Origin of the sequence: Streptomyces sp. NPDC002176 (assembly GCF_044903645.1) — a bacterium.
Lineage (GTDB): Bacteria > Actinomycetota > Actinomycetes > Streptomycetales > Streptomycetaceae > Streptomyces.
On sequence record NZ_JBJDQW010000003.1, the window covers coordinates 1,021,441 to 1,041,596 of the forward strand.

Annotated in this window: 18 protein-coding genes and 1 tRNA gene; 8 read left to right on the plus strand and 11 right to left on the minus strand. The window is 71.8% G+C overall.

Features of this window, described 5'->3' with window-relative positions:
- The first annotated feature begins 6 nt into the window (after positions 1-6).
- The 3 genes from ACI2LY_RS18500 to ACI2LY_RS18510 all read left to right on the plus strand — a co-directional run bounded on the left by ACI2LY_RS18500 (position 7) and on the right by ACI2LY_RS18510 (position 4,282).
- A tRNA-Lys gene (locus ACI2LY_RS18500) sits at positions 7-80 on the plus strand.
- Between the two features lie 393 nt (positions 81-473).
- Complete coding sequence (locus ACI2LY_RS18505) at positions 474-2,351, plus strand: glycosyltransferase family 2 protein (RefSeq protein ID WP_404708049.1); 1,878 nt, start codon at positions 474-476, stop codon at positions 2,349-2,351.
- On the plus strand, positions 2,348-4,282 hold the full coding sequence (locus ACI2LY_RS18510) for a galactose oxidase-like domain-containing protein (protein ID WP_404708050.1): 1,935 nt from the start codon (positions 2,348-2,350) through the stop codon (positions 4,280-4,282). The genes ACI2LY_RS18505 and ACI2LY_RS18510 overlap by 4 nt, the downstream gene beginning before the upstream one ends.
- Here the strand turns inward: ACI2LY_RS18510 and ACI2LY_RS18515 are convergent.
- The 6 genes from ACI2LY_RS18515 to ACI2LY_RS18540 all read right to left on the minus strand — a co-directional run bounded on the left by ACI2LY_RS18515 (position 4,279) and on the right by ACI2LY_RS18540 (position 10,071).
- Complete coding sequence (locus ACI2LY_RS18515) at positions 4,279-5,283, minus strand: glycoside hydrolase family 6 protein (RefSeq protein WP_404708051.1); 1,005 nt, start codon at positions 5,281-5,283, stop codon at positions 4,279-4,281. The two genes, ACI2LY_RS18510 and ACI2LY_RS18515, sit on opposite strands and share 4 nt — an antisense overlap.
- 107 nt (positions 5,284-5,390) lie before the next feature.
- Positions 5,391-6,050, minus strand: coding sequence for a class F sortase (locus ACI2LY_RS18520; protein WP_404708052.1), 660 nt, complete (start codon positions 6,048-6,050; stop codon positions 5,391-5,393).
- A gap of 12 nt (positions 6,051-6,062) precedes the next feature.
- The gene (locus ACI2LY_RS18525) at positions 6,063-6,686 is read right to left on the minus strand and encodes a hypothetical protein (protein WP_404708053.1); all 624 of its coding nucleotides are present in this window, start codon (positions 6,684-6,686) and stop codon (positions 6,063-6,065) included.
- A gap of 117 nt (positions 6,687-6,803) precedes the next feature.
- Positions 6,804-7,583, minus strand: coding sequence for an HAD-IIA family hydrolase (locus ACI2LY_RS18530; RefSeq protein ID WP_388994084.1), 780 nt, complete (start codon positions 7,581-7,583; stop codon positions 6,804-6,806).
- Positions 7,584-7,716: 133 nt separating this feature from the next.
- Positions 7,717-8,832, minus strand: coding sequence for a hypothetical protein (locus ACI2LY_RS18535; protein ID WP_404708054.1), 1,116 nt, complete (start codon positions 8,830-8,832; stop codon positions 7,717-7,719).
- A gap of 108 nt (positions 8,833-8,940) precedes the next feature.
- Positions 8,941-10,071 (minus strand): ROK family protein, encoded by a 1,131-nt coding sequence (locus ACI2LY_RS18540; protein WP_404708055.1) that lies wholly within the window; start codon positions 10,069-10,071, stop codon positions 8,941-8,943.
- 56 nt (positions 10,072-10,127) lie between these two features.
- Here ACI2LY_RS18540 and ACI2LY_RS18545 point away from each other — a divergent pair, with 56 nt between their 5' ends.
- The 3 genes from ACI2LY_RS18545 (at position 10,128) to ACI2LY_RS18555 (ending at position 12,651) form a co-directional block, all read left to right on the plus strand.
- The gene (locus ACI2LY_RS18545; RefSeq protein WP_404708056.1) at positions 10,128-11,201 is read left to right on the plus strand and encodes a Gfo/Idh/MocA family oxidoreductase; all 1,074 of its coding nucleotides are present in this window, start codon (positions 10,128-10,130) and stop codon (positions 11,199-11,201) included.
- Positions 11,201-11,677 carry a heme-degrading domain-containing protein gene (locus ACI2LY_RS18550; protein ID WP_404708057.1) on the plus strand — a complete coding sequence of 159 codons (477 nt, stop codon included), beginning with the start codon at positions 11,201-11,203 and terminating at the stop codon, positions 11,675-11,677. Before ACI2LY_RS18545 ends, ACI2LY_RS18550 begins: the two co-directional genes overlap by 1 nt.
- 92 nt (positions 11,678-11,769) lie before the next feature.
- The gene (locus ACI2LY_RS18555; RefSeq protein WP_404708058.1) at positions 11,770-12,651 is read left to right on the plus strand and encodes an LLM class F420-dependent oxidoreductase; all 882 of its coding nucleotides are present in this window, start codon (positions 11,770-11,772) and stop codon (positions 12,649-12,651) included.
- A 6-nt stretch (positions 12,652-12,657) separates the two neighbouring features.
- On the opposite strand, the gene ACI2LY_RS18560 is transcribed toward ACI2LY_RS18555, so the two are convergent.
- Together ACI2LY_RS18560 and ACI2LY_RS18565 are read right to left on the minus strand one after the other, a co-directional pair.
- Entirely contained in the window at positions 12,658-13,356 is a 699-nt protein-coding gene (locus tag ACI2LY_RS18560; protein WP_404708059.1) for a YidC/Oxa1 family membrane protein insertase, read from the minus strand.
- Between the two features lie 118 nt (positions 13,357-13,474).
- Positions 13,475-13,801, minus strand: coding sequence for a DUF6412 domain-containing protein (locus ACI2LY_RS18565; protein ID WP_393913728.1), 327 nt, complete (start codon positions 13,799-13,801; stop codon positions 13,475-13,477).
- A 172-nt stretch (positions 13,802-13,973) separates the two neighbouring features.
- Between ACI2LY_RS18565 and ACI2LY_RS18570 the strand changes: the two genes are divergently transcribed.
- Together ACI2LY_RS18570 and ACI2LY_RS18575 are read left to right on the plus strand one after the other, a co-directional pair.
- Positions 13,974-15,005, plus strand: coding sequence for an SEC-C domain-containing protein (locus ACI2LY_RS18570; protein WP_404708060.1), 1,032 nt, complete (start codon positions 13,974-13,976; stop codon positions 15,003-15,005).
- 67 nt (positions 15,006-15,072) lie between these two features.
- On the plus strand, positions 15,073-15,543 hold the full coding sequence (locus ACI2LY_RS18575; RefSeq protein WP_404708061.1) for a very short patch repair endonuclease: 471 nt from the start codon (positions 15,073-15,075) through the stop codon (positions 15,541-15,543).
- Positions 15,544-15,552: 9 nt separating this feature from the next.
- Here ACI2LY_RS18575 and ACI2LY_RS18580 read toward each other — a convergent pair whose 3' ends face one another.
- The 3 genes from ACI2LY_RS18580 to ACI2LY_RS18590 form a co-directional block, all read right to left on the minus strand.
- A complete protein-coding gene (locus ACI2LY_RS18580; RefSeq protein WP_404708062.1) occupies positions 15,553-16,608 on the minus strand; it encodes a DNA cytosine methyltransferase in 1,056 nt (351 codons plus the stop codon).
- Between the two features lie 476 nt (positions 16,609-17,084).
- Entirely contained in the window at positions 17,085-18,584 is a 1,500-nt protein-coding gene (locus ACI2LY_RS18585) for an MFS transporter (protein ID WP_404708063.1), read from the minus strand.
- A gap of 112 nt (positions 18,585-18,696) precedes the next feature.
- Positions 18,697-20,043 carry a DUF445 domain-containing protein gene (locus ACI2LY_RS18590; RefSeq protein WP_404708064.1) on the minus strand — a complete coding sequence of 449 codons (1,347 nt, stop codon included), beginning with the start codon at positions 20,041-20,043 and terminating at the stop codon, positions 18,697-18,699.
- Between the last annotated feature and the right edge of the window lie 113 nt (positions 20,044-20,156).

A 20,156-nucleotide genomic window follows, 5' to 3' on the forward strand; every position in this document is an offset into this window, starting at 1 on the left:
CAGCAGGCGCCGCTAGCTCAGTTGGTTAGAGCAGCTGACTCTTAATCAGCGGGTCCGGGGTTCGAGTCCCTGGCGGCGCACAGACAACGAGCAGGCCCCCCGTGTGAACGGGGGGCCTGCTTGCGTTTCCGGTCACCGCAATGAACGGTTTTGACCGGTAAACAGCATGTTTCGCATCTTGCGATCATGCTCGTCGGCGTAGAACCCTGTTGTCCACGATGCCGTGGAAGCACGGCAGTTGGGGGGAAGTGCCGGTCGCGCACCGGCGGGGCGAAGGGGCCCCGTCCGGGTCGGGAGCCCTGGGGGGACCCCGCGCCGCGACCGGAGCATCGCCGTTCCCTGCCCTGCTCACGGTGAGTCAGGGCGTGGTCACGGCGGCATGCCATGAAGCCGCCCGCGACGGCCTGGGGAGGTCCGTCGCGGGCGGAAGGACTGACGAAACACGCGCTGACCCGCGTGTGGGGGGATGACACATGACGGACGCTCCGTCACGGACCGCAAGACCGAGAACCATCGCGCACCGGCCCGGCCGGGCCACGGAGAAGCTGCCGAGATACGACTACGAGCACTACAGCAGGCTGGCCGGACCGCTCACCCAGCCGCCCGCCGACGAGCCCTACACCGTCCGCTACCGCTCGCTGCTCTCGCAGGAGCCGCACCGGCTACGCGCCGCCCTCATGCTGGGCGCCGCCCCGCTGCTCTCGCTCGTCCTGCTGGCCTGGCTGCTCCAGCCGGAGCACTGGACCGAGCGCGACTACCCGGCGTACGGCTTCCTGCCCGCGCTGGACACCGTCATGCTGGTCTCGATCGGCCTGATCGAGTTCTTCCGCTGCATGAACGTGCTGTCCAACGCGCACGCCACCCTCGTCGCCCGCGACCCGGTGCCGGTGGTGCCGGAGGCCGGGACCCGCGTGGCGTTCCTGACCTCCTTCGTGCCCGGCAAGGAGCCGCTGGACATGGTCACCCGGACCCTGGAGGCGGCCGTACGGCTGCGGCACCGGGGCCTGCTGCATGTCTGGCTGCTGGACGAGGGCGACGACCCGGCCGTCAAGGAGGTCTGCGCCCGGCTCGGCGTCCGCCACTTCAGCCGCAAGGGCGTGGCGAAGTGGAACCAGCCCTCGGGCCCGCACCGGGCGAAGACCAAGCACGGCAACTACAACGCCTGGCTGGACGCGCACGGCGACGCCTACGACTTCTTCGCCTCCGTCGACACCGACCACGTCCCGCTCCCCAACTACCTGGAGCGGATGCTCGGTTGGTTCCGCGACCCGGACGTCGGCTTCGTCATCGGCCCGCAGGTGTACGGCAACTACGACACGTTCGTCACCAAGGCGGCCGAGTCGCAGCAGTTCCTCTTCCACGCGCTGATCCAGCGCGCCGGGAACCGCTATGGCGCCCCGATGTTCGTCGGCACCTCCAACGCGGTGCGGATCAGCGCGCTCAAGCAGATCGGCGGGCTGTACGACTCGATCACCGAGGACATGGCGACCGGCTTCGAGATGCACCGCGCCACGAACCCGGCCACCGGCCGCAAGTGGCGCTCGGTGTACACCCCGGACGTGCTCGCGGTGGGCGAGGGCCCGAACGCCTGGACCGACTTCTTCACCCAGCAGCTGCGCTGGTCGCGGGGCACCTACGAGACGATCATCAAGCAGTACGGCAAGGGCCTGTTCACCCTGCCGCCGGGCAAGCTCCTCAACTACACCATGATGATCATCTTCTACCCGATGTCCGCCCTCAACTGGATTCTGGCCGCCCTGAGTTGCGCGCTCTTCCTGGGTCTGGGCGCCTCGGGCGTGAACATCGACCCCACCGTGTGGCTGATGCTGTACGGCAACGCCTCCGCGCTCCAGATCGGCCTGTACATCTGGAACCGGCGGCACAACGTCTCCCCGCACGAGCCGGAGGGGTCCGGCGGGGTCGCGGGCATGATGATGTCGGCGCTGTCGGCGCCGGTGTACGCCCGCTCGCTGCTGGACGCGGTACTGCGCCGCAAGAGCGGGTTCGTGGTGACCCCCAAGGGCGACTCGGCCAGCCCGGACACGCTGTTCGGGACGTTCCGCATCCACTGGTTCTTCATCGCGGTCTTCGCGGGCTCCCTCACCGCGGGCTTCGCGCTGGGCCACGCCCACCCCGCGATGATCACCTGGGCGGTCTTCGCCCTGCTGATCACGGCCTCGCCGATCCTCGTCTGGGGGTGGTCGCTGCGGGGTGAGCGCGTGCCGGGCGCGGCCGCCGGGCCCGTACCGGAACCGTCGGCCGCGCCGCGGGTCCCCGTGCAGCGCACGGCCCGCGACAGCGAGCAGACCCTGCGGATCGCCGTCGGCGGGCCGGGGGGACGTGACGAATGAGGGAGTTCACCGGCCGCCGCCGCGCCCGCCGACTGGGGATGGGCGCGGTGGTGGTCCTCGCGCTGGCCGGGATGAACGGGCCGTGGCTCTACCGCTTCAGCACCGTCCAGTACCACCAGTACAAGATCAACAAGCCGGAGTACAAGGCCGCCAACGGCCACTGGGAGGTCGTGGAGTTCCCCGCGAAGTACCGCCAGGACACCATCCACGCGGCCCTGCTGCGCACCGGGAAGGTGCTGCTGGTGGCGGGGTCGGGCAACAAGCAGGAGAACTTCGACGCCAAGAAGTTCGACACCCGGCTCTGGGACCCGGTCAAGGGCACCATCAAGAAGATCCCCACGCCGAAGGACCTCTTCTGCACGGGCCACACCCAACTGGCCGACGGCAGGCTGCTGATCGCGGGCGGCACCAAGCGGTACGAGAAGCTCAAGGGCGATGTCACCAAGGCGGGCGGTCTGATGATCGTCCACAACGAGAACCCGGACCGCCCGGTCACCCTGCCCGCGGGCACCCGCTTCACCGGGAAGAGCAACGGCCGCACCTTCGTCTCCAAGGACCCGGTGCTGGTCCCGCGTGCCAAGAAGGTCTTCGACCGCGCGGGCCGCTTCCTGCGCAACGACCCCGGTCTCGGCCGGATCTACGTCGAGGCGCAGCGCAGCGGCACGAAGTACGAGACCGGCACCCAGGACAACTACCGGGTGCGCGGGCTCACCGGCGCCGAGGCGCGCAACACGTACGGCATCGCGCAGAAGCTGGCGCTCGACAAGAAGGACTTCCAGGGCATCCGCGACGCCTTCGAGTTCGATCCGGTGGCCGAGCGGTACATCAAGGTCGACCCGATGAACGAGGCCCGCTGGTACCCGACGCTCACCACCCTGTCGGACGGCAAGGTGCTGAGCGTCTCCGGCCTGGACGACATCGGCCAGCTGGTGCCGGGCAAGAACGAGGTCTTCGACCCGGCGACGAGGAAGTGGGCGTACACACCGAAGATCCGGCAGTTCCCGACCTACCCGGCGCTGTTCCTGATGCAGAACGGCAAGGTCTTCTACTCGGGCTCCAACGCGGGGTACGGGCCGGACGACGTGGGGCGCGAGCCCGGCGTCTGGGACGTGGGCAGCAACGAGTTCACCGAGCTGCCGGGGCTGAGCGATCCCGACCGGCTGGAGACCTCGGGCACGGTGCTGCTGCCTCCGGCGCAGGACGAACGGTTCCTGGTGATCGGCGGGGGCGGGGTCGGCGAGTCCGCGCTGTCCAGCAGGAAGACCCGGCTCATCGACCTCAAGGCGCGCGCTCCGCGCTTCGTGGACGGGCCTTCGCTGGAGAAGGGCACCCGGTATCCGCAAGTCTCGGTGCTGCCCGACGACACCGTGCTGGTGTCGGGCGGTTCGGAGGACTACCGGGGGCGCGGCGACTCCGACATCCGCCAAGCCCGGATCTACCACCCGGACAGCGACAGCTTCACCCGGGTCGCCGATCCGCTGGTGGGGCGGAACTACCACTCCGGGTCGATCCTGCTGCCGGACGGGCGGGTGATGTTCTTCGGCTCCGACCCGCTGTACGGGGACCGGGCGAACACCAAGCCGGGCAGCTTCGAGCAGCGGATCGAGATCTACACCCCGCCCTACCTGTACCGGGGCTCCCGGCCCTCGCTGGGCGAGGGGCCGCAGAGCATCGCGCGGGGCGGGTCGGGGACGTTCGTCTCGCAGCACGCGCCGAGCATCCGCAAGGTGCGGCTGATCCGGCCGAGCGCGGCCACGCATGTGACGGACGTGGACCAGCGGTCGATCGCCCTGGACTTCAGCGTCTCGGGCGACCGGATCACCGTGCGGGTACCGGGGAACCGGAACCTGGTGCAGTCGGGCTGGTACATGCTGTTCGTGGACGACGACCAGGGGATGCCGTCCACGGCTCGCTGGGTGCGGGTTCCCTAACTGCCGGAGGTCAGCTTCAGGGCGTACTCCGGCCACCAGGCCCCCGCCTTGGGGCCGCCCTTGCATTCGCCGTCCGACTCCCCTGGGCGTTTCACCCACAGATAGGCGTCGACCAGGGGGTCGGCCGTCCTGGTGGTCGGGGGTTCGCCCAGGGCCCGGCCCGGCGGGTTGCACCAGCGTTCCTCGGGGGCGCCCCCGGTGTACGGGCCGTTGCCGTTGCGGCTGGTGTCGATGACGAAGTGCTTGCCGCCGACCTTGGCGGCCAGCCGCTTGCCGTACGCGAGGGAGTCCTGGGTGGAGTAGAAGTTGGAGACGTTGACGGCGAAGCCGTCGGCGTCCGCCACGCCCGCCGATATCAGCGGCTGGAAGATCTGGTCGGGGTGGCCCCAGCCCGCGTTGCCCGCGTCCAGGTAGACCTTGGTGTTCTTCAGGGACGTGAGCGTGGTGACCGCGCCCCGGAGGAGGTCGTAGCGCTCCTCGTGGAACTCCTCGGGCGTGCAGCCGTCCACCAGGTGGAGCAGGGCGTCCGGTTCGAGGACGACGGTGGCGGGCCGGTCCCCGATGCCGCGCGCGACCCCGCCGATCCAGGCCCGGTACGCGGCTCCGTCGGCCGCTCCTCCGCGCGAGTACTGGCCGCAGTCGCGGTGCGGGATGTCGTAGAGCACCAGCAGGGCGGTACGGCCCGACCTGGCGGCCGCCTCGGTGTAGCCGCGCGCCTCCCTCTCCGGGTTCTCCGGGCCGATCCACTCCCCCACGGGCTGCTCGGCGATCCTCCGTATCCGCGCGGCCTCGGTCTTCTTCCCGGCCTTCTCGTACGCGGCGACCTGGCGGGCGGCGTTGCCGTCGGGGTTGACCCAGTAGGGGTTGGCGGCGGACGCGGGCCGCTGGGTGACCGGCGCTCCCCCGGCGTCGTCCTGGCGGCCTCCCGATGAGCACCCGGCCGTCAGCAGCGCCGCCCCCAGCAGCACCACGGACGCCCGGGTCCCCCAGTTCTCGAACATGCGATCTCCCCCCTGGGCGCACTGATTCCCGAGGGCCAATCGTGGCATACCGGCCGTGCCGGACATGGGCAGACGTGGAAGCCAACGCCCTTGTTCGTCAGGGGTGTTCAGGCTCCGGTGCCGGTGAGGTACGCGGAGACGACGACGTTGGCCGTGTAGGTGCGGCTCGTGCGGTCGTAGGTGCCGCCGCAGGTGATCAGGCGGAGTTCGGCGCGGCCGGGGTGGCGGGTGCCGTAGGCGCGTTCGGCGTCGAAGTGGTCGGCGGGGAGCACCTCGACGTCGTCGATGGTGAACCGGGCGACCTTGCCGTCCGCGCGGACCACCCGGACGGTCTCGCCGGGTTCGAGGGTGCTGAGCCGGTAGAAGACGGCGGGCCGGGTCTCGGTGTCGACATGCCCGACGAGCAGCGCGGTACCGGCCGCGCCGGGCGTGGTCCCGGCGCCGTACCAGCCGACCACCCCCGGCTGGTCGAAGGGCGGCGGGTCGATGCCGCCCCGGCTGTCCAGCCCGCGTGCCACCACCGGTGCCTGGACGGCGAGTTGGGGGATGTCGACGCGTTGCGGGGCGGAGTCGGGCAGCGGGGTCGCCGGGGCGGGCAGGGTGATGCCGCCGAGTCCGGCCACATCGCCGTGCGCGGTGCCGCCGGGGTTCTCCGGCAGCCCGGTCGCGTCCCGCCCCCAGAGCCAGAGTCCGAGCAGCAGCACGGCCCAGGCCACGACCGTGATCAGGCGGCCGGTGGCGGTGGTGTGCCCTCGCTCCTCGGACATTCCGGCTCCCGCTCAGCCGTTCTTCCGGCTCCGCCGCGACCGGAGCGCCCCGACCGTGACCGCCGTACACCCGGCGAGGGCCAGCCCGGTCAGGGCCTGGGCGGCGCCGGGACCGGAGCCGGTGGGGGCCACGGTGGCGAACAGGGTGCTGGTGTCGGCCCCTGCACCGGCCGCCGTACCGCCGCCGCCCGCGTGGACCGGGGCGACGGGGGACGGCCCGGTGTCGGGCCCGTCACCGGAGCCGGGGCCCGAGTCGGAGCCGGAGTCCGCGTCGGGGCGCGTGCCGTGCCCGGACTCGTCGACGCTGATCCGGCCGGTGAACGAGTAGTCGGCGCAGGTGATCCGCACGTCGTAGGCGCCCGCCTTCAGCGAGGTGCGGACGCGGGTCTCCCCGGAGAGGTCGCCCTGTCCGCCGGTCAGCCGGGCGTCCGAGACGAACGCGCTCGAGACCGCCGTGCCCTGCGACGCCGTGCAGCCGCGCACCCGCAGCGACACATCGGTACCGGGGACCGGGATGGCCGGGGCCACGGTGAGCCCACCGGTGCCGTGCGAGTCGCCGTCCGCCGCGTGGGCCACCGGGGTGAACGCGGCGGCGGCGAGAATTCCAGTACAGAGAGTGAGGCGAAGTGAGCCCATCGTGAACCTCCAGATACTGGGAGGTTCCCCCGTCCGGTGCGCTTCCGCATCCGCACAGGGCGTCCGGTTGCTCCGTACGGGTGGGACCGGGTTTGAAGATGCCGGTAAATCCGCAGCTCAGACCAGGTCCACCAGGTCCGCGATGGAGTCGACGACCTTGGACGGACGGAACGGGTAGCGGTCGATCTCGTCCGCCTGGGTGACCCCGGTGAGCACCAGGAAGGTGCGCATCCCGGCCTCCAGTCCCGCGAGGACGTCGGTGTCCATGCGGTCGCCGATCATCGCCGAGGTCTCCGAGTGGGCGCCGAGCACATTGAGCCCGGCGCGCATCATCAGCGGGTTGGGCTTGCCGACGAAGTACGGCTTCTTCTTGGTCGCGGCGGTGATCAGCGCGGCGACCGAGCCGGTGGCGGGCAGCGCGCCCTCGGTGGAGGGGCCGACGTTGTCCGGGTTGGTGGCGATGAACCGGGCGCCGTCGTTGATCAGCCGGACCGCCTTGGTCATGGCCTCGAAGGAGTACGTCCGGGTCTCGCCCAGGATCACGAAGTCGGGGTCGTGGTCGGTGAGGATGTAGCCGACGTCGTGCAGCGCGGTGGTCAGCCCGGCCTCGCCGATGACGTACGCGCTGCCGCCGGGCCGCTGCTCGTCCACGAACTGGGCGGTGGCCATCGCGGAGGTCCAGATGTTCTCCACCGGCACGTCCAGGCCCAGCCTGGTCAGCCGCGCGTGCAGATCGCGGGCGGTATAGATGGAGTTGTTCGTCAGCACCAGGAACGGCCGCTCGGCCTCGCGCAGCTTCTTCAGGAACGCGTCGGCGCCGGGGATGGGCACACCCTCGTGGATCAGCACCCCGTCCATGTCGGTGAGCCATGACTCGATGGGCCTACGGTCTGCCATGCGTACGTCCTCCTGCGAGCGTTGCCGACGGCTGACGGGTCCAGGGTAGTGAGGTGGGAGGGGGTGGGGGGTGCGTGGGGGGTGCGTGGGGGGTGCTGTGCGGCGCGGTGGCGGGTTCGGGTGTCGGGGGAGGTCAGCGGCGTCGGCGGGTGAGGACCAGGGCGGTGGCGCCGAGGGTGACGAGGAGTGCTGCGACGGCCGCGAGGAGGCCGCGGGGGAGGGCCTGGCCGGTGCGGGCGAGTTCGGCGGGCTGCTGGTCGGGGTCCTCGGCGTCGGGGTCCTCGGCGTCGGCGTCGACGGGGGCCAGGGGGGTGGCGGTGGCGGACTGCGTGGCGGACGGCTCCTCGGCGGACGGTTCCTCGGCGGCCGGGGTGACGCCCGCCTCCGTGGTGTCGGGGGCCCGGGAGGGGCTGACCGGGGTGCCGTCGGGGTCGTCCGGGTCGGCGGTGTCGCCGGGCTCGTCGGTACCCACCGGGCGGGCGGGCTCGTCGGTACCGGTCGGACGGGCGGGCTCGCCCGTGCCGGTCGGATGGGCGGGCTCATCCGTGTCGGCTGGACGGGCCGGGCGGCTGGACCCGCTCGGTTCGTCCGGCGGTACGGGGCCCTGCGTGCGGCCGGGGTCGCGCTGCTCGTCCGGGCGGCGGGCGGGCTCCTCGCCGTCGATGTCGAAGACGTAGTCCTCGGACTCCCCCACCCATTCTCCGTCCTGGCCGCGCCGCTGGACCAGGGCCGCCTTGGCGGTGACGTGGTCGGCGAAGGCGTCGGAGGTGATCATCAGGCGGAGCTTGACGGTGACCGTCCTGCCGGGCGCCACCGTGTACCCGGCGAAACCGTCGGCCCCGACCACGCCGACCAGTTCCTGCTGGTCGGTGCTCTCCAGCCGGACCGGGCGGCGCTTGTGGCCGTCGTAGAAATCGAGTTTGGCCTGGGACGGCCGCAGCAGACGCTCGTCGTCGACGAGGACCACGACCGGGTGGACACCGGCGCACGCCTGCGACCCGGAGTTGACGAGGTCGATGTACCAGGTGCCGGGCGCCCCGCCCGCCCGGTAGGTGGCGGGGCCGCCGTGGATACGGGTGTCGAGCGGGAAGGAACCGTCGTCGCCCGCCGTGCACGGGACCACCGCGGCCGCGGGCGCCACGGGCGCGAGCGCGGTGACGGCGACGAGACAGAGCGAGGCGGGCACGGAGGCGGACGCGGAGGCGCGGGACCGGGACAGGCACGACGACAGGGCCAAGGACAATCGCATGAACATATGAACATGCCGGAAAGCCGTCCCCCGCCACCGCACCACTCCGTCCCGCCCCGCATCTCCGCCCGATCAGTGGACCCGGGCTGCGCCAACCGGCAGCCCCGCTCAGCCGCCCGCCCGCCCGAACACCGGCGCCAGCAGCAACTGCGCCGCCCCCGCGGCCACCACCCGCTCCCCGCCCGGCGCCAGCCGTACCGGGACCGTCTCCCCGGGCAGCCCCTCGCGCCGGGCCCGCGCGGCGAGAACCCCGGAGACCCCCTGGACGTAGACCCCCGGCGCCAACGCGATGGTCCGCCCGCCGAGCAGCACCCGGTCGATGTCCAGCAGCCCCGCCAGATTCCCGGCCCCCACCCCCAGCACCCGCGCCGCCTCCGCGGTCTCACCACGGCCGACCGCCGCCAGGCACAGCGCCTCCAGGCACCCCCGGTCCCCGCACTCGCACGGCGGGCCGTCCAGCTGGATGACCTGGTGCCCGAACTCCCCGGCCCCGGTGCGCGCCCCCCGGTGCACACTGCCGCCTATCACCAGACCGGCGCCGAGGCCCGTACCGAGGTGCAGATAGGCGAACGACCCGCGCTCGCCGCCCGCGGCCAGCCCGAGCGCCGCCGCGTTGGTGTCCTTGTCGACCACCACCGGCACGCCGAGCCGCCCGGCGAGCGCGTCCCGCAGCGCGAACCCCTCCCACTCCGGGAACCCGGTCACCCGGTGCAGCACCCCGCCGACGTGGTCCAGCGGGCCCGGCAGCGCGACCCCGACCCCGAGCAGCGTCCCGGCGTCCGCGAGACCGTGGCCCAGCACCTCGGTGACCAGCGCGGTCACCTCGTCCGCGACCAGCGCGAGCACCGTCTCCGCGCCGCCGCCTAGGCCGACCTCGCCGCGCCGCTCCCCCACCACGGTGCCGTTCAGATCGAGCAGCACCACCCGCAGCTCGTCCCGGTCCAGGTGCACGCCCACCGCGTGCCCGGCCTCGGGGACCAGCCGCAGCACGGTGCGCGGCTTGCCGCCGGTGGAGGCCCGGCGTCCGGCCTCGGCGGCGAAGCCGTCCTCCCGCAGCCGCGCGGTGATCTTGCTGACGGCCTGCGGGGTGAGCCCGGTGCGCTCGGCGATCTCGAGCCTGCTGATGCCCTCCGGCCCGGCGCCGCGCAGCAGATCGAGCACGAGCGCGGTGTTGTGCGACCGCACCGCGAGCAGATTCGCCCCCGCCGGGTCGCTCCCCGTCCTGTCAGTCCTGTTCACGGGTCCATTCTCCCTGCCGCTTGCACTTTGGCAACAGCGTTGCGAAAGTAGGAGGCATGACTGGTACACCCCTCCGCGTCGGCCTGATCGGCTACGGCCTCGCCGGCTCCGTCTTCCACGCCCCGCTGATCGCCGCCACGGACGGCCTCGTCCTGGACACGGTCGTCACCTCGAACCCCGAGCGCCAGGAGCAGGCCCGCGCCGAGTTCCCGGACGTCCGCGTCGCCGCCACGCCTGAGGAACTGCTCGAGCGCGCCGGTGAGCTGGACCTGGTCGTCATCGCGTCCCCGAACAAGACGCACGTCCCGCTCGCCACCGCCGCGATCGAGGCGGGTCTGCCGGTCGTCGTGGACAAGCCGATCTCCGGCACCGCCGCCGAGGCCCGCGAGCTGGCCGCCCTCGCCGACGAGCACGGGGTGCTGCTCTCCGTCTTCCAGAACCGCCGCTGGGACAACGACTTCCTGACCCTGCGCAAGCTGGTGGCCGACGGGGACCTGGGCGACGTCTGGCGCTTCGAGTCCCGCTTCGAGCGCTGGCGCCCGCAGCTGAAGGGCGGCTGGCGCGAGTCCGGCGACCCGGCGGAGATCGGCGGTCTGCTCTACGACCTCGGCAGCCATGTCGTCGACCAGGCCCTGGTGCTGTTCGGCCCGGTCACCGAGGTGTACGCCGAGGCGGTCGTCCGCCGGGACGGCGCCGAGACGGACGACGACACCTTCCTCGCCCTGACCCACGTCAGCGGCGTCCGCTCGCACCTCTACGTCTCCGCCGCCACCGCCCAGCTCGGCCCCCGCTTCCGGGTGCTCGGCTCGCGCGCCGGGTTCGTGAAGTACGGCCTGGACCCGCAGGAGGCGGCGCTGCGCGACGGCGACCGCCCCGGCACCGAGGCCGCGTGGGGCGTCGAGGAGGAGTCGCTGTGGGGCCGCCTGGGCGCCGGGGAGTCCCCGGTCACCGGCGGCGGCACCGCCGTGGAGACGCTGCCCGGCGACTACCCCGCCTACTACGCGGCCGTGGCCGCCGCCGTCCGGGGCACCGGCCCCAACCCGGTGACCGCGCTGGAGGCCGCCGAGACCCTCGACGTACTGGAGGCGGCCCGCCGCTCCGCCCGCGACAAGGTGACGGTGACCCTCTGATGACGCAAGCACAGAACGCCCCGAGCGTGGCGGACCTGGAGGCGCAGGAACAGCGCCTGGTCTTCCGTACCTTCACGCACGACGACGCGTGGGCGCTGGGCTCCCTCCTGGTCGAGCTGGGCCGGGAGCGGCAGGCGCCGATCGCCGTCGACATCCACCGCTCCGGCCAGCAGCTCTTCCACGCGGCGCTGCCCGGCTCGACCCCGGACAACGACGCCTGGATCGCCCGCAAGCGCCGGGTCGTGGAGCGCTACGGCTCCGCCTCCTACCTGGTCGGCTCGCGCTTCCGCGCCAAGGGCACCACGTTCGAGGACTCGTCCCGGCTGGACCCCGACCGCTACGCGGCGCACGGCGGCTCCTTCCCGATCACCGTGGCGGGTGTGGGTGTCGTCGGCTCGGTGACCGTCTCCGGTCTGCCGCAGATCGAGGACCACCGCCTGGTGGTCGAGGCCCTGGAGCGCTTCCTCGGGGAGTGATCGCGGCGCGGGACTACCGCGCGGCTCCCTCTGGTTGGCTCTGTCGTGCACGACGATCGACGGCACGACACCCAGCCGGAGGGAACTATCCGATGAGCGACGCGACGAGCAGGAGCATCTCCAAGGCGGAGATCGGCCGGTACGGCGTCTGGAGCGTGGGCCTGCGCAACGAGGACCCGGCCCGGCGCGGCGAGATCGGTGAGGCGGCGGCCGAACTCCAGGAGCTCGGTTACGGCACCGCGTGGCTCGGCGGCTCCAGCGCCCCCGTCAACGCCCTGCCGCTGCTGGAGACGACGGACCGGCTGATCGTCGGCACCAGCATCCAGAGCATCTGGCAGTACAACGCCAAGGCCAGCTCGGCCGGTTACTTCGAGGTGGACGCCCTTCACCCCGGCCGCTTCCTGCTCGGGCTCGGCATGAGCCACGCCAAGCTGGCCGAGCAGTACAACCGCCCCTTCACCGCGCTGGTCTCGTACCTCTACCAGCTGGACGGCGCCGGGGTGCCGCCCGAGCGCCGGGTGCTGGCGGCGCTCGGCCCGAAGACGCTGATGCTCTCCACCGACCGGGCCCTCGGCGCGATCCCGTACCTCACGACCGTCGAACACACCGCCGAGGCCCGCGAGATGATGGGCGAGGAGCCTCTGCTGGCCCCCGAGCTGGGCGTCGTGCTGGAGACGGACCCGGCCCGCGCCCGCGCGCTGGCCCGCGAACACCTGGCCATGTACCTCACGCTCCCCAACTACACCAAGAACTTCCGGCGCATCGGCTTCACCGAGGACGATCTGCGCGACGGCGGCAGCGACCGGCTGATCGACGCGCTGTACGCCTGGGGCGACGACGACCGCGTCCGGGACATGGTGAACTCCTTCCTCGCCGCGGGCGCCGACCATGTCGCCCTCCAGGTCGTGCACGAGGGCTCCCCGGACGAACTGCCCCGCGCGGCCTGGCGGAAGCTGGCGGGCATCCTCTTCTGACCCCGCTCAGGACAGCATGACCCGCTCCACCGTGCTCCAGGTGGTGCTGGTGACGACGTAGAGCGCGGCGGCCAGGGGGACGACGGCGACGGTCACCAGGGTGAGGAAGGACAGGAACGGGGCCACCTTGCCGACCGCGCCGAGCCCCGGCACGGTGTCGCCCGCGGGTACGGGGTTCTCGGCCGCTGTCCGCCTGGCCCGCCGGTAGTTGACGGTGGCGACGGCCGCGACGACGGCGAAGAGGACCAGGTAGACCAGCCCGGCCCCGTCGAAGATCCCGCCGCCCATCGCGTCGGCCCAGCGGCCGCCGAGGGGCGCGGTGAGCAGGTCGTGGCCGAGCAGGGTGTTGGGTCCGTCGCCGATCGTGGCGTTGGAGAAGAGGTGGTAGAGCAGGTAGAACGCCGGGAGTTGGAGCAGTACGGGCAGCAGGCCGGAGAACGGGGACACCTTCGCCTCGGTGTGCAGCTCCAGCATCGCCCGCTGGAGCCGCTCGGGATCGCGGGCGTGCTTCTTGCGCAGCTCGGCGACCTTGGGCTGGAGCGCGGCGCGGGCCCGCTGGCCCCGGGCGGCGGCGCGAGCGAGGGGATGCGTGGCCAGTCGGACCAGCGCGGTGAACAGGACGATCGCGGCGGCGGTCGCGGAGGCGTGGAAGAACGGCTGGAGCAGGTCGGCGAGTTGCTCGACCAGGCGGGCGAAGACGGACATGGGTGACCCTCCGAACGGGGTGGCGTCGTGCCGGGATGTGGCCGTGAGCGGCCGATGGCAGGACGACCCGCGCGGGCGGGGTGGGGGCGGACGGATGGTGCTTCGCGTCGCGGGGGCCCTACGCGCAGGTCGTCGACAGGACCCGGCCGGGCGCCCGTGGCCTGCGGCGCCCCCTCGCGTCGGGGTCGCGCTGCGCCAGGAACGCCGTACGGCGGGCCCGGTCGCGTATCGCGGTACGGACGCGCGTCGGCGGGACGGCGGGGACGCGGCGGGCGGTGAGCACCGAGCAGAGGACGAGGGCGGTGCCCGCGGCGGTGGTCGCGGCGAGCGCGACGGCGGTGGTGAGGCCGCCCGACCCGAGCAGCGCGGCCTGGAGCACCAGCAATTGGACCAGGGCGAACAGCGGCAGCAGGGCGCGCACGACGACGGAACGACCACTCGTCACGACAACACCCCCCGCATGCTCCCCGAACCCCTGATCACGGGCTGTACAGGCCCGTTCACCCCGTACAACGCGCGCGGCCGCGGCCCGGTTCCCGATCTTCGCCGGGAGTTGGAGAAATCTCCTCGTCGGGCGCCCTCCTCGGCTGTCACCCCTCGGCAGTACGGTGTCATCCATGCGCCCCGACACCGCTGCCGAGAACGTCGACCACACCGCCGAAGCGGCACGCCTGGAGCGGACCGCCGGCCTGTACCCCGAGGACGCCGAGGCCCTGCTGCTGCGCGCCGCGGCCCACCTCGAACTGTCCGGCGCCCGCCCCGCGGCGACCGCGCTCTACGACCGCCTGCTGTCCTCCGCCGGTCCCCTGGAGCATCCGCAGCTCGTCCGCGCCCTGAAGGCGGCGAACCTGTGGGAGTACGGCCACGAGGCCGAGGCCCGCGCGATCATCGACGGCATCCGCGCCACGGCTCCGCGGGAGGCGGCGCCCTGGGTGATCGTCGCGGAGGCGCTGGAGTCGCACGACGAACTCCAGGCGGCGCACGACACGTTCCACGAGGGCGCGGTGCTGCTCCTGACGGACGTGCCGGAACCCCCGTACGCCACGCACCCCCTCCTCTTCGGCCGCCACCGCGTCCGCCGCATGCTGGGCCTCCCGCACGACACCTGGGACGCCCTCGCCGACACCCTCCACACCTCGCCGGTCTCCCTGGACGAACTCCACGACCCCAAGCGGGTCTGGTCCCTCGGCTCGGAGAACCCCGCGGAACTGGAGGCCGAACTCTCCCGCCTCCGCGCCGAACTCACCACCGCCCGCGAGGCGTTGTCCCGCCCCTACCCGGTGGCGGTCCTCCACTGGCCGTCCACGGAACTGACGGAACTCGTCGCCGCGTACCCGACCCTCTCGGACGAGTACCCCTCCCACTCCGGCCACCTGGCGACCATAGAAACGTCCCTCACCGAACTAGCCGCCTCCGGCACCCCGAACCTCGGCATCGTCACCGGCACAGTCCCCTCCTACGAAGCCTTCGCCGCCTCAGAGGGCACGTCCCCAGCGGACCCCGCGCTGCTGCCTCAGTACGCGACGACACTGGCGGCCCGGGGGTTGGCTGTGGCTTGGCCGCCGGGGCGGGGGGCGGGGTGTTGGTGCGGTTCAGCACAGTCCTACGAGCAGTGCCACGGCACAACGGAAGCCACCGCGGCCATCTGAACCCCGTCAACGAAGACCAGGTCACCGACGAATCTGAGGTCTGACACAGGCGGGTATCGTGAAAGGCATGGCACGAGGCGAGGCCGTTGACGACGGGAACTGGGTGCCTCCGGTCGGCTCTTGGGCGTCCTCCGCTGCCAGGCGGAGGAATATGCAGGCCATCAGGAGCCGCGATACGACACCGGAGCGCCTGGTCCGGAGCCTCGTGCATGCTCAAGGATTCCGCTACCGGGTCGCGGCAAGACCGCTGCCGAATCTTCGCCGCACGGCGGATTTGGTCTTCCGCCCGGCGAAGCTCGCGGTATTCATCGACGGCTGCTATTGGCACGGCTGCCCGGAGCACTATGTGCCGCCGAAGACCAATTCCGGCTACTGGTCGGAAAAGGTCGCCCGGAATATGGCTCGTGACCGGGATACCGATGACCAGCTCCGCACCGCTGGCTGGACCGTGCTCCGTTTCTGGGAACACGATCCAGCTGAGGAATGCGCGTTGAAGATCGCGGCGACCGTGAGCCGCCTACGCGACGGCAGGGCGTAGGCGCCCTGGTCAGGCTTGCCGCGCCTTCGCGGCGGCTTCGAAGGCGGCGTAGATCTGGCTGCCGACCGCCTGTGCGACCGGGGGCGGGAACGCGTTGCCGACCTGCCGGTACGCCGCGGTCTTCCGGCCGGAGAACTTCCACTCCGCCGGGAAACCCTGGACCAGAGCCGCCTGCGTCACCGTGAGCTTGGGGCCCGCGTCGGCGAAGAGGTCCCTCTCCGCGTCCTTCATCTCATGCGGCTCGTTGGCTACTCCGAGGCCGCACACACCAAGCTCGTGCCAGGCGCGCTTGGCGCGAGTGGGGCCCAGGTCCGCTCCGCCGTGCTTCTTGGAGCCGCCGACGACGGTCGGCGCCACGCCTTCCTGCGCCTTCTCGAACCACCGTTTGAAGGCGTGCTCGGCTCTGACATCGTCCGCCACAGCGTCGTATCGCGCGCGCATGGAGTCATGCAGCGCTTCGCCGACAGTGATCACCCTGGTCCCCACGGGCTTGTGATGCTCGAAGTACCGGGCGTACTCAGGCTTCATCGCTACCAGGATCGCCCGCGGGCGCAGCTGCGGGACGCCGTAGTTCCTGGCCTCCAGGATGTCCCAGTAACACTCCTCGTAGCCCATGGACTCCAGGCGCTTGATGATCTCCTGGCGGTAGTCAGCGAACTTCGGGTCCAGCAGCCCACGCACGTTCTCGATCATCACCGCCTTCGGCTCCAGGTGGTCGATCATGTCGAGCATGGTCGGGAACAGGTCACGCTCGTCGTCCCGCCCCAGCTGTTTGCCCGCAGCGGAGAACGGCGGACACGGCACCCCGCCCGCCAGCAGATCAAGGTCGCCTGGTCTCAGTCCGAGGCGCTCCAGGTCAAACTCGCGCAGGTCGGCCTGGATGACCTCGCAGGCGCCCCACTCCGGGTTGTCCTCCGTGTTGGCCCGCAGTGTCTGGCAGGCGTCCTTGTCGATCTCGATGAGAGCGACATGCCGGAAGCCCGCGTTGTGCAGACCTACCGCCTGCCCGCCGGCGCCGGCACAGATTTCAACCGAGGTGTACTTCAGTTCGTTCGTGCGGGTCATGCCCCCTCCTTACGGCCGTGCAACGGCAGACACACTTCGCAATCCACCATCACTGAGGGTGACAGACCCCACTGACAACGAGACTCCAAGTGTGCAGCACGTCCCGCGCATCGCTGAACCCACACCATGTGCCACACCCAACGCCCATGCGATGCACGCTCCTCCCTGTCTAGGCGGCAGGGTGCTCGTCGATGCCGACCAGGTGCGCGTTAATGTCGGCGCAGGCAGAAGAGTGGACAAGCCCACAAAAGCGCACCAAGGAGACCCCCATGCCCAAGATTCCCAGCGCGGTCATCGCCGCCACCGGGCTCGTCGGCGAATACGGCGTCGCTCGGTGCCAAGAAGGTCGGCGCCTGGCCCTCTGTACTCGGCGTGGCCGGTGCGGTCGCCCTCGCCTCCTGGGCCTTGGCCGACCGCCGGGGCTGAACAGCGCGCCGCCTCCCGGGGTCGTCCGATCACACCTGGAGACCGACCCCCTACCCCACCCCCACCCCCTTCTCCCCCGCCCCCTCCGCCGCCGAGGACGACAACGGCGTAGCCACGTCCTCCAGTGAGCGGCCCTCCGCCCGGACCGCGAGGAGCGCGGCCACCAGGCCCGCCACGCACATCAGCGCCGCGCCGATCTGGAAGGCCAGGACCGTGTCGCCGACGCGGCCCGTGCCGGTGAGGTCGGCGAAGAGGAGGGGGCCGCTGATGCCGCCCGCCGCGGTGCCCAGGGCGTAGAAGAAGGCGATGGACATCGCCCGCGTCTCCATCGGGAAGATCTCCGAGACCGTCAGATAGGCGCTGGACGCGCCCGCCGAGGCGAAGAAGAGGACCGCGCACCAGCAGGCCGTCAGGGTGGTCGCGCTCAGCGCGCCGCGGTCGAAGAGCCAGGCCGTGGCGAAGAGGAGGACACCGGACAGGAGGTACGTCGAGGAGATCATCACCCGGCGGCCCACCGTGTCGAACAGCTTGCCCAGCAGCAGCGGGCCGAAGAAGTTGCCGACCGCGATGACGGCGAAGTAGTAGCCGGTACGGTCCGCCGGGATGTCGTAGAAGCGGGTCAGGATGGCGCCGAAGCCGAAGGTGATCGCGTTGTAGAGGAACGCCTGCCCGATGAAGAGGGAGAAGCCGAGCACCGCCCGCCTGCGGTAGCGGCCGAAGACGGTGCGGGCGATCTCGCGGAACGTCACGCTGCCGCGCCGCCGGATCTCCAGTCGGCCCTCCGGCGCGGGCAGCGGTTCCCCGCGCTCCTCCTCGATCCGCCGTTCGATCCCGGAGACGATCTCCTCCGCCTCCCGGTCCCGCCCGTGGATCAGCAGCCAGCGCGGGCTCTCCGGGACGTGTCGGCGCACCAGCAGGATGACCAGGGCCAGGACCGCGCCGAGGGCGAACGTCAGGCGCCAGCCGATGTTCGCCGGGAAGAAGGCGGTGTCCAGCGCCAGGATGGACAGCAGGGAGCCGCCCACCGCGCCCAGCCAGAAGCTGCCGTTGATCATCAGGTCGACCCGGCCGCGATAGGCCGCCGGGATCAGCTCGTCGATCGCGGAGTTGATCGCCGCGTACTCGCCGCCGATGCCGAAGCCGGTCAGGAACCGGAACAGGAAGAACCACCACGCCTCGGTCGACAGCGAGGTCAGCGCGGTCGCCGCGAGATACACCGCCAGCGTGATCATGAACAGCTTGCGGCGTCCCCAATGGTCCGTCAGGCGGCCCCAGAACAGGGCGCCGACGCACGCACCGGCCACGTACAGCGCGGCCGCGGTGCCCGTGACCTGCCCGGAGCTGATCGACAGGCCGCTGCCGGGCTCGGACAGCCGGGCCGCGATGTTGCCGACGACCGTGACCTCCAGGCCGTCGAGAATCCAGACGGTGCCCAGGCCGATCACGATGGTCCAGTGCCAGCGGGACCACGGCAGGCGGTCCAGCCGGGCCGGGATGTCACTGCTGGTCGTACCGCCGGCCGCCGACGGTGTCCCGGTCGCTGTGCTCATCGGCACCCCTCGCTCATCGGCACCCCTCGTCGTCGAAGGACGAGTTACGGGTGCCCGCGCCGGGCCGGAACAGACCGGCCGGACGGGCAGGCTCACCCCGCCGGAGGAGCGTTCAGCCGCCCAGCGCCCGTGAGACGGTGAAGATCACCAGTCCGGCCAGCGAACCGACCACCGTGCCGTTGATCCGGATGAACTGGAGGTCGCGGCCGATGTGCGCCTCGATCTTGCGGGTGGTGTGCTCCGCGTCCCAGCCCGCCACCGTCTCGGTGATCAGGGAGGTGATCTCGTCGCGGTAGGTCGTCACCACGTGGACGGCCGCGCCCTCCACCCAGCGGTTCACCTTGCCCTGCATCTTCGGCTCGGTCGCCAGCCGCTGCCCGAGCGAGAGCAGCCCCGCCCGCACCCGTAGCCGCAGCTCGCTCTGCTCGTCCTCGGCGGCCGCGACGATCATCGACCGTACGGCGGTCCAGGCGGAGGCGATCAGGTCCTGCACCTCGTCCCGCGCCAGCACCTCGCTCTTGAGCCGCTCCACCCGCGCCCGTGTCTCGGTGTCGGACTGGAGGTCGGAGGCGAAGTCGGTGAGGAAGCGGTCCAGGGCCGCCCGCGCGGGGTGCGCGGGCATCTCCTGCATCTCGGTGACGAAGCGCAGCAGTTCCTTGTAGACGCGGTCGCCGACCTTGCGGTCCACGAAGCGCGGGGTCCAGCCGGGCGCGCCGCCCTCGATGGCCACCATGACATCGATCCGGTGCCGCTCCAGCCACTCGTGGGCGCGGCCCACCACCAGGTCGACCACCCGCCGGTGGCCGCCGTCGGCGACGATCCGGTCCAGCAGCTTGCCCACGGCGGGCCCGATCTCCCGCGCGTCGGCCCGCCGGGTGATCGCCTCCCCCACCACCGCCTGCACGTCCGAGTCGCGCAGCACGGTCAGCGCGCCGCGCAGCGCGGTGGCCAGCTCGGCGGTGACCCGGTCGGCGTTCTCGGGCTGGGCCAGCCAGTCGCCGAGCCTGCTGCCGATGCCGACCGCGGCCAGCCGCTGCCGTACGACGTCCTCGGAGAGGAAGTTCTCCCCGACGAACTCGCCCAGGGAGACGCCCAGCTGGTCCTTCTTGGTGGGGATGATCGCGGTGTGCGGGATGGGCAGGCCGAGCGGATGCCGGAACAGCGCGGTGACCGCGAACCAGTCCGCGAGCGCGCCGACCATCCCGGCCTCGGCGGCCGCCGCCACATATCCCGTCCAGGGGCCCGTCCCCGCGTGCCCGGCCCAGGTGGCCAGGACGTACACGACGGCGACGAACAGCAGCAGTCCGGCCGCCGTGAGCTTCATGCGCCGCACACCGCGCTGCCGCTCCTCGTCGGCCGCCGTGAAGGCGGTCATGGTCCGGTACGACCCGGCCCGTCCGGCAGCCGTCGGCCGGGGGGTGCGGCCCGGCTCCGCCTCTTTCGTTTGCGCGCGTTCCATCTCGCTCCGCCCGATCGGTGATCCCGCACACACATTGTCCCTTCCCCCCGGCGCGCGGAACGGACCACGACTTCCCGGCGTCAGAATGGAACAGGGTTCAGGGCAGGTGCCCG

Bases quoted from the DNA above. Each gene is read 5' to 3' on its own strand.
- ACI2LY_RS18545 (WP_404708056.1), top strand. From the start codon at position 10,128: ATGACTGGTACACCCCTCCGCGTCGGCCTGATCGGCTACGGCCTCGCC.
- ACI2LY_RS18505 (WP_404708049.1), top strand. From the start codon at position 474: ATGACGGACGCTCCGTCACGGACCGCAAGACCGAGAACCATCGCGCAC.
- ACI2LY_RS18580 (WP_404708062.1), bottom strand. From the start codon at position 16,608: ATGACCCGCACGAACGAACTGAAGTACACCTCGGTTGAAATCTGTGCC.
- ACI2LY_RS18585 (WP_404708063.1), bottom strand. From the start codon at position 18,584: ATGAGCACAGCGACCGGGACACCGTCGGCGGCCGGCGGTACGACCAGC.
- ACI2LY_RS18570 (WP_404708060.1), top strand. From the start codon at position 13,974: ATGCGCCCCGACACCGCTGCCGAGAACGTCGACCACACCGCCGAAGCG.
- ACI2LY_RS18510 (WP_404708050.1), top strand. From the start codon at position 2,348: ATGAGGGAGTTCACCGGCCGCCGCCGCGCCCGCCGACTGGGGATGGGC.
- ACI2LY_RS18520 (WP_404708052.1), bottom strand. From the start codon at position 6,050: ATGTCCGAGGAGCGAGGGCACACCACCGCCACCGGCCGCCTGATCACG.
- ACI2LY_RS18550 (WP_404708057.1), top strand. From the start codon at position 11,201: ATGACGCAAGCACAGAACGCCCCGAGCGTGGCGGACCTGGAGGCGCAG.
- ACI2LY_RS18515 (WP_404708051.1), bottom strand. From the start codon at position 5,283: ATGTTCGAGAACTGGGGGACCCGGGCGTCCGTGGTGCTGCTGGGGGCG.
- ACI2LY_RS18530 (WP_388994084.1), bottom strand. From the start codon at position 7,583: ATGGCAGACCGTAGGCCCATCGAGTCATGGCTCACCGACATGGACGGG.
- ACI2LY_RS18560 (WP_404708059.1), bottom strand. From the start codon at position 13,356: ATGTCCGTCTTCGCCCGCCTGGTCGAGCAACTCGCCGACCTGCTCCAG.
- ACI2LY_RS18575 (WP_404708061.1), top strand. From the start codon at position 15,073: ATGGCACGAGGCGAGGCCGTTGACGACGGGAACTGGGTGCCTCCGGTC.
- ACI2LY_RS18555 (WP_404708058.1), top strand. From the start codon at position 11,770: ATGAGCGACGCGACGAGCAGGAGCATCTCCAAGGCGGAGATCGGCCGG.
- ACI2LY_RS18535 (WP_404708054.1), bottom strand. From the start codon at position 8,832: ATGCGATTGTCCTTGGCCCTGTCGTCGTGCCTGTCCCGGTCCCGCGCC.
- ACI2LY_RS18590 (WP_404708064.1), bottom strand. From the start codon at position 20,043: ATGGAACGCGCGCAAACGAAAGAGGCGGAGCCGGGCCGCACCCCCCGG.
- ACI2LY_RS18525 (WP_404708053.1), bottom strand. From the start codon at position 6,686: ATGGGCTCACTTCGCCTCACTCTCTGTACTGGAATTCTCGCCGCCGCC.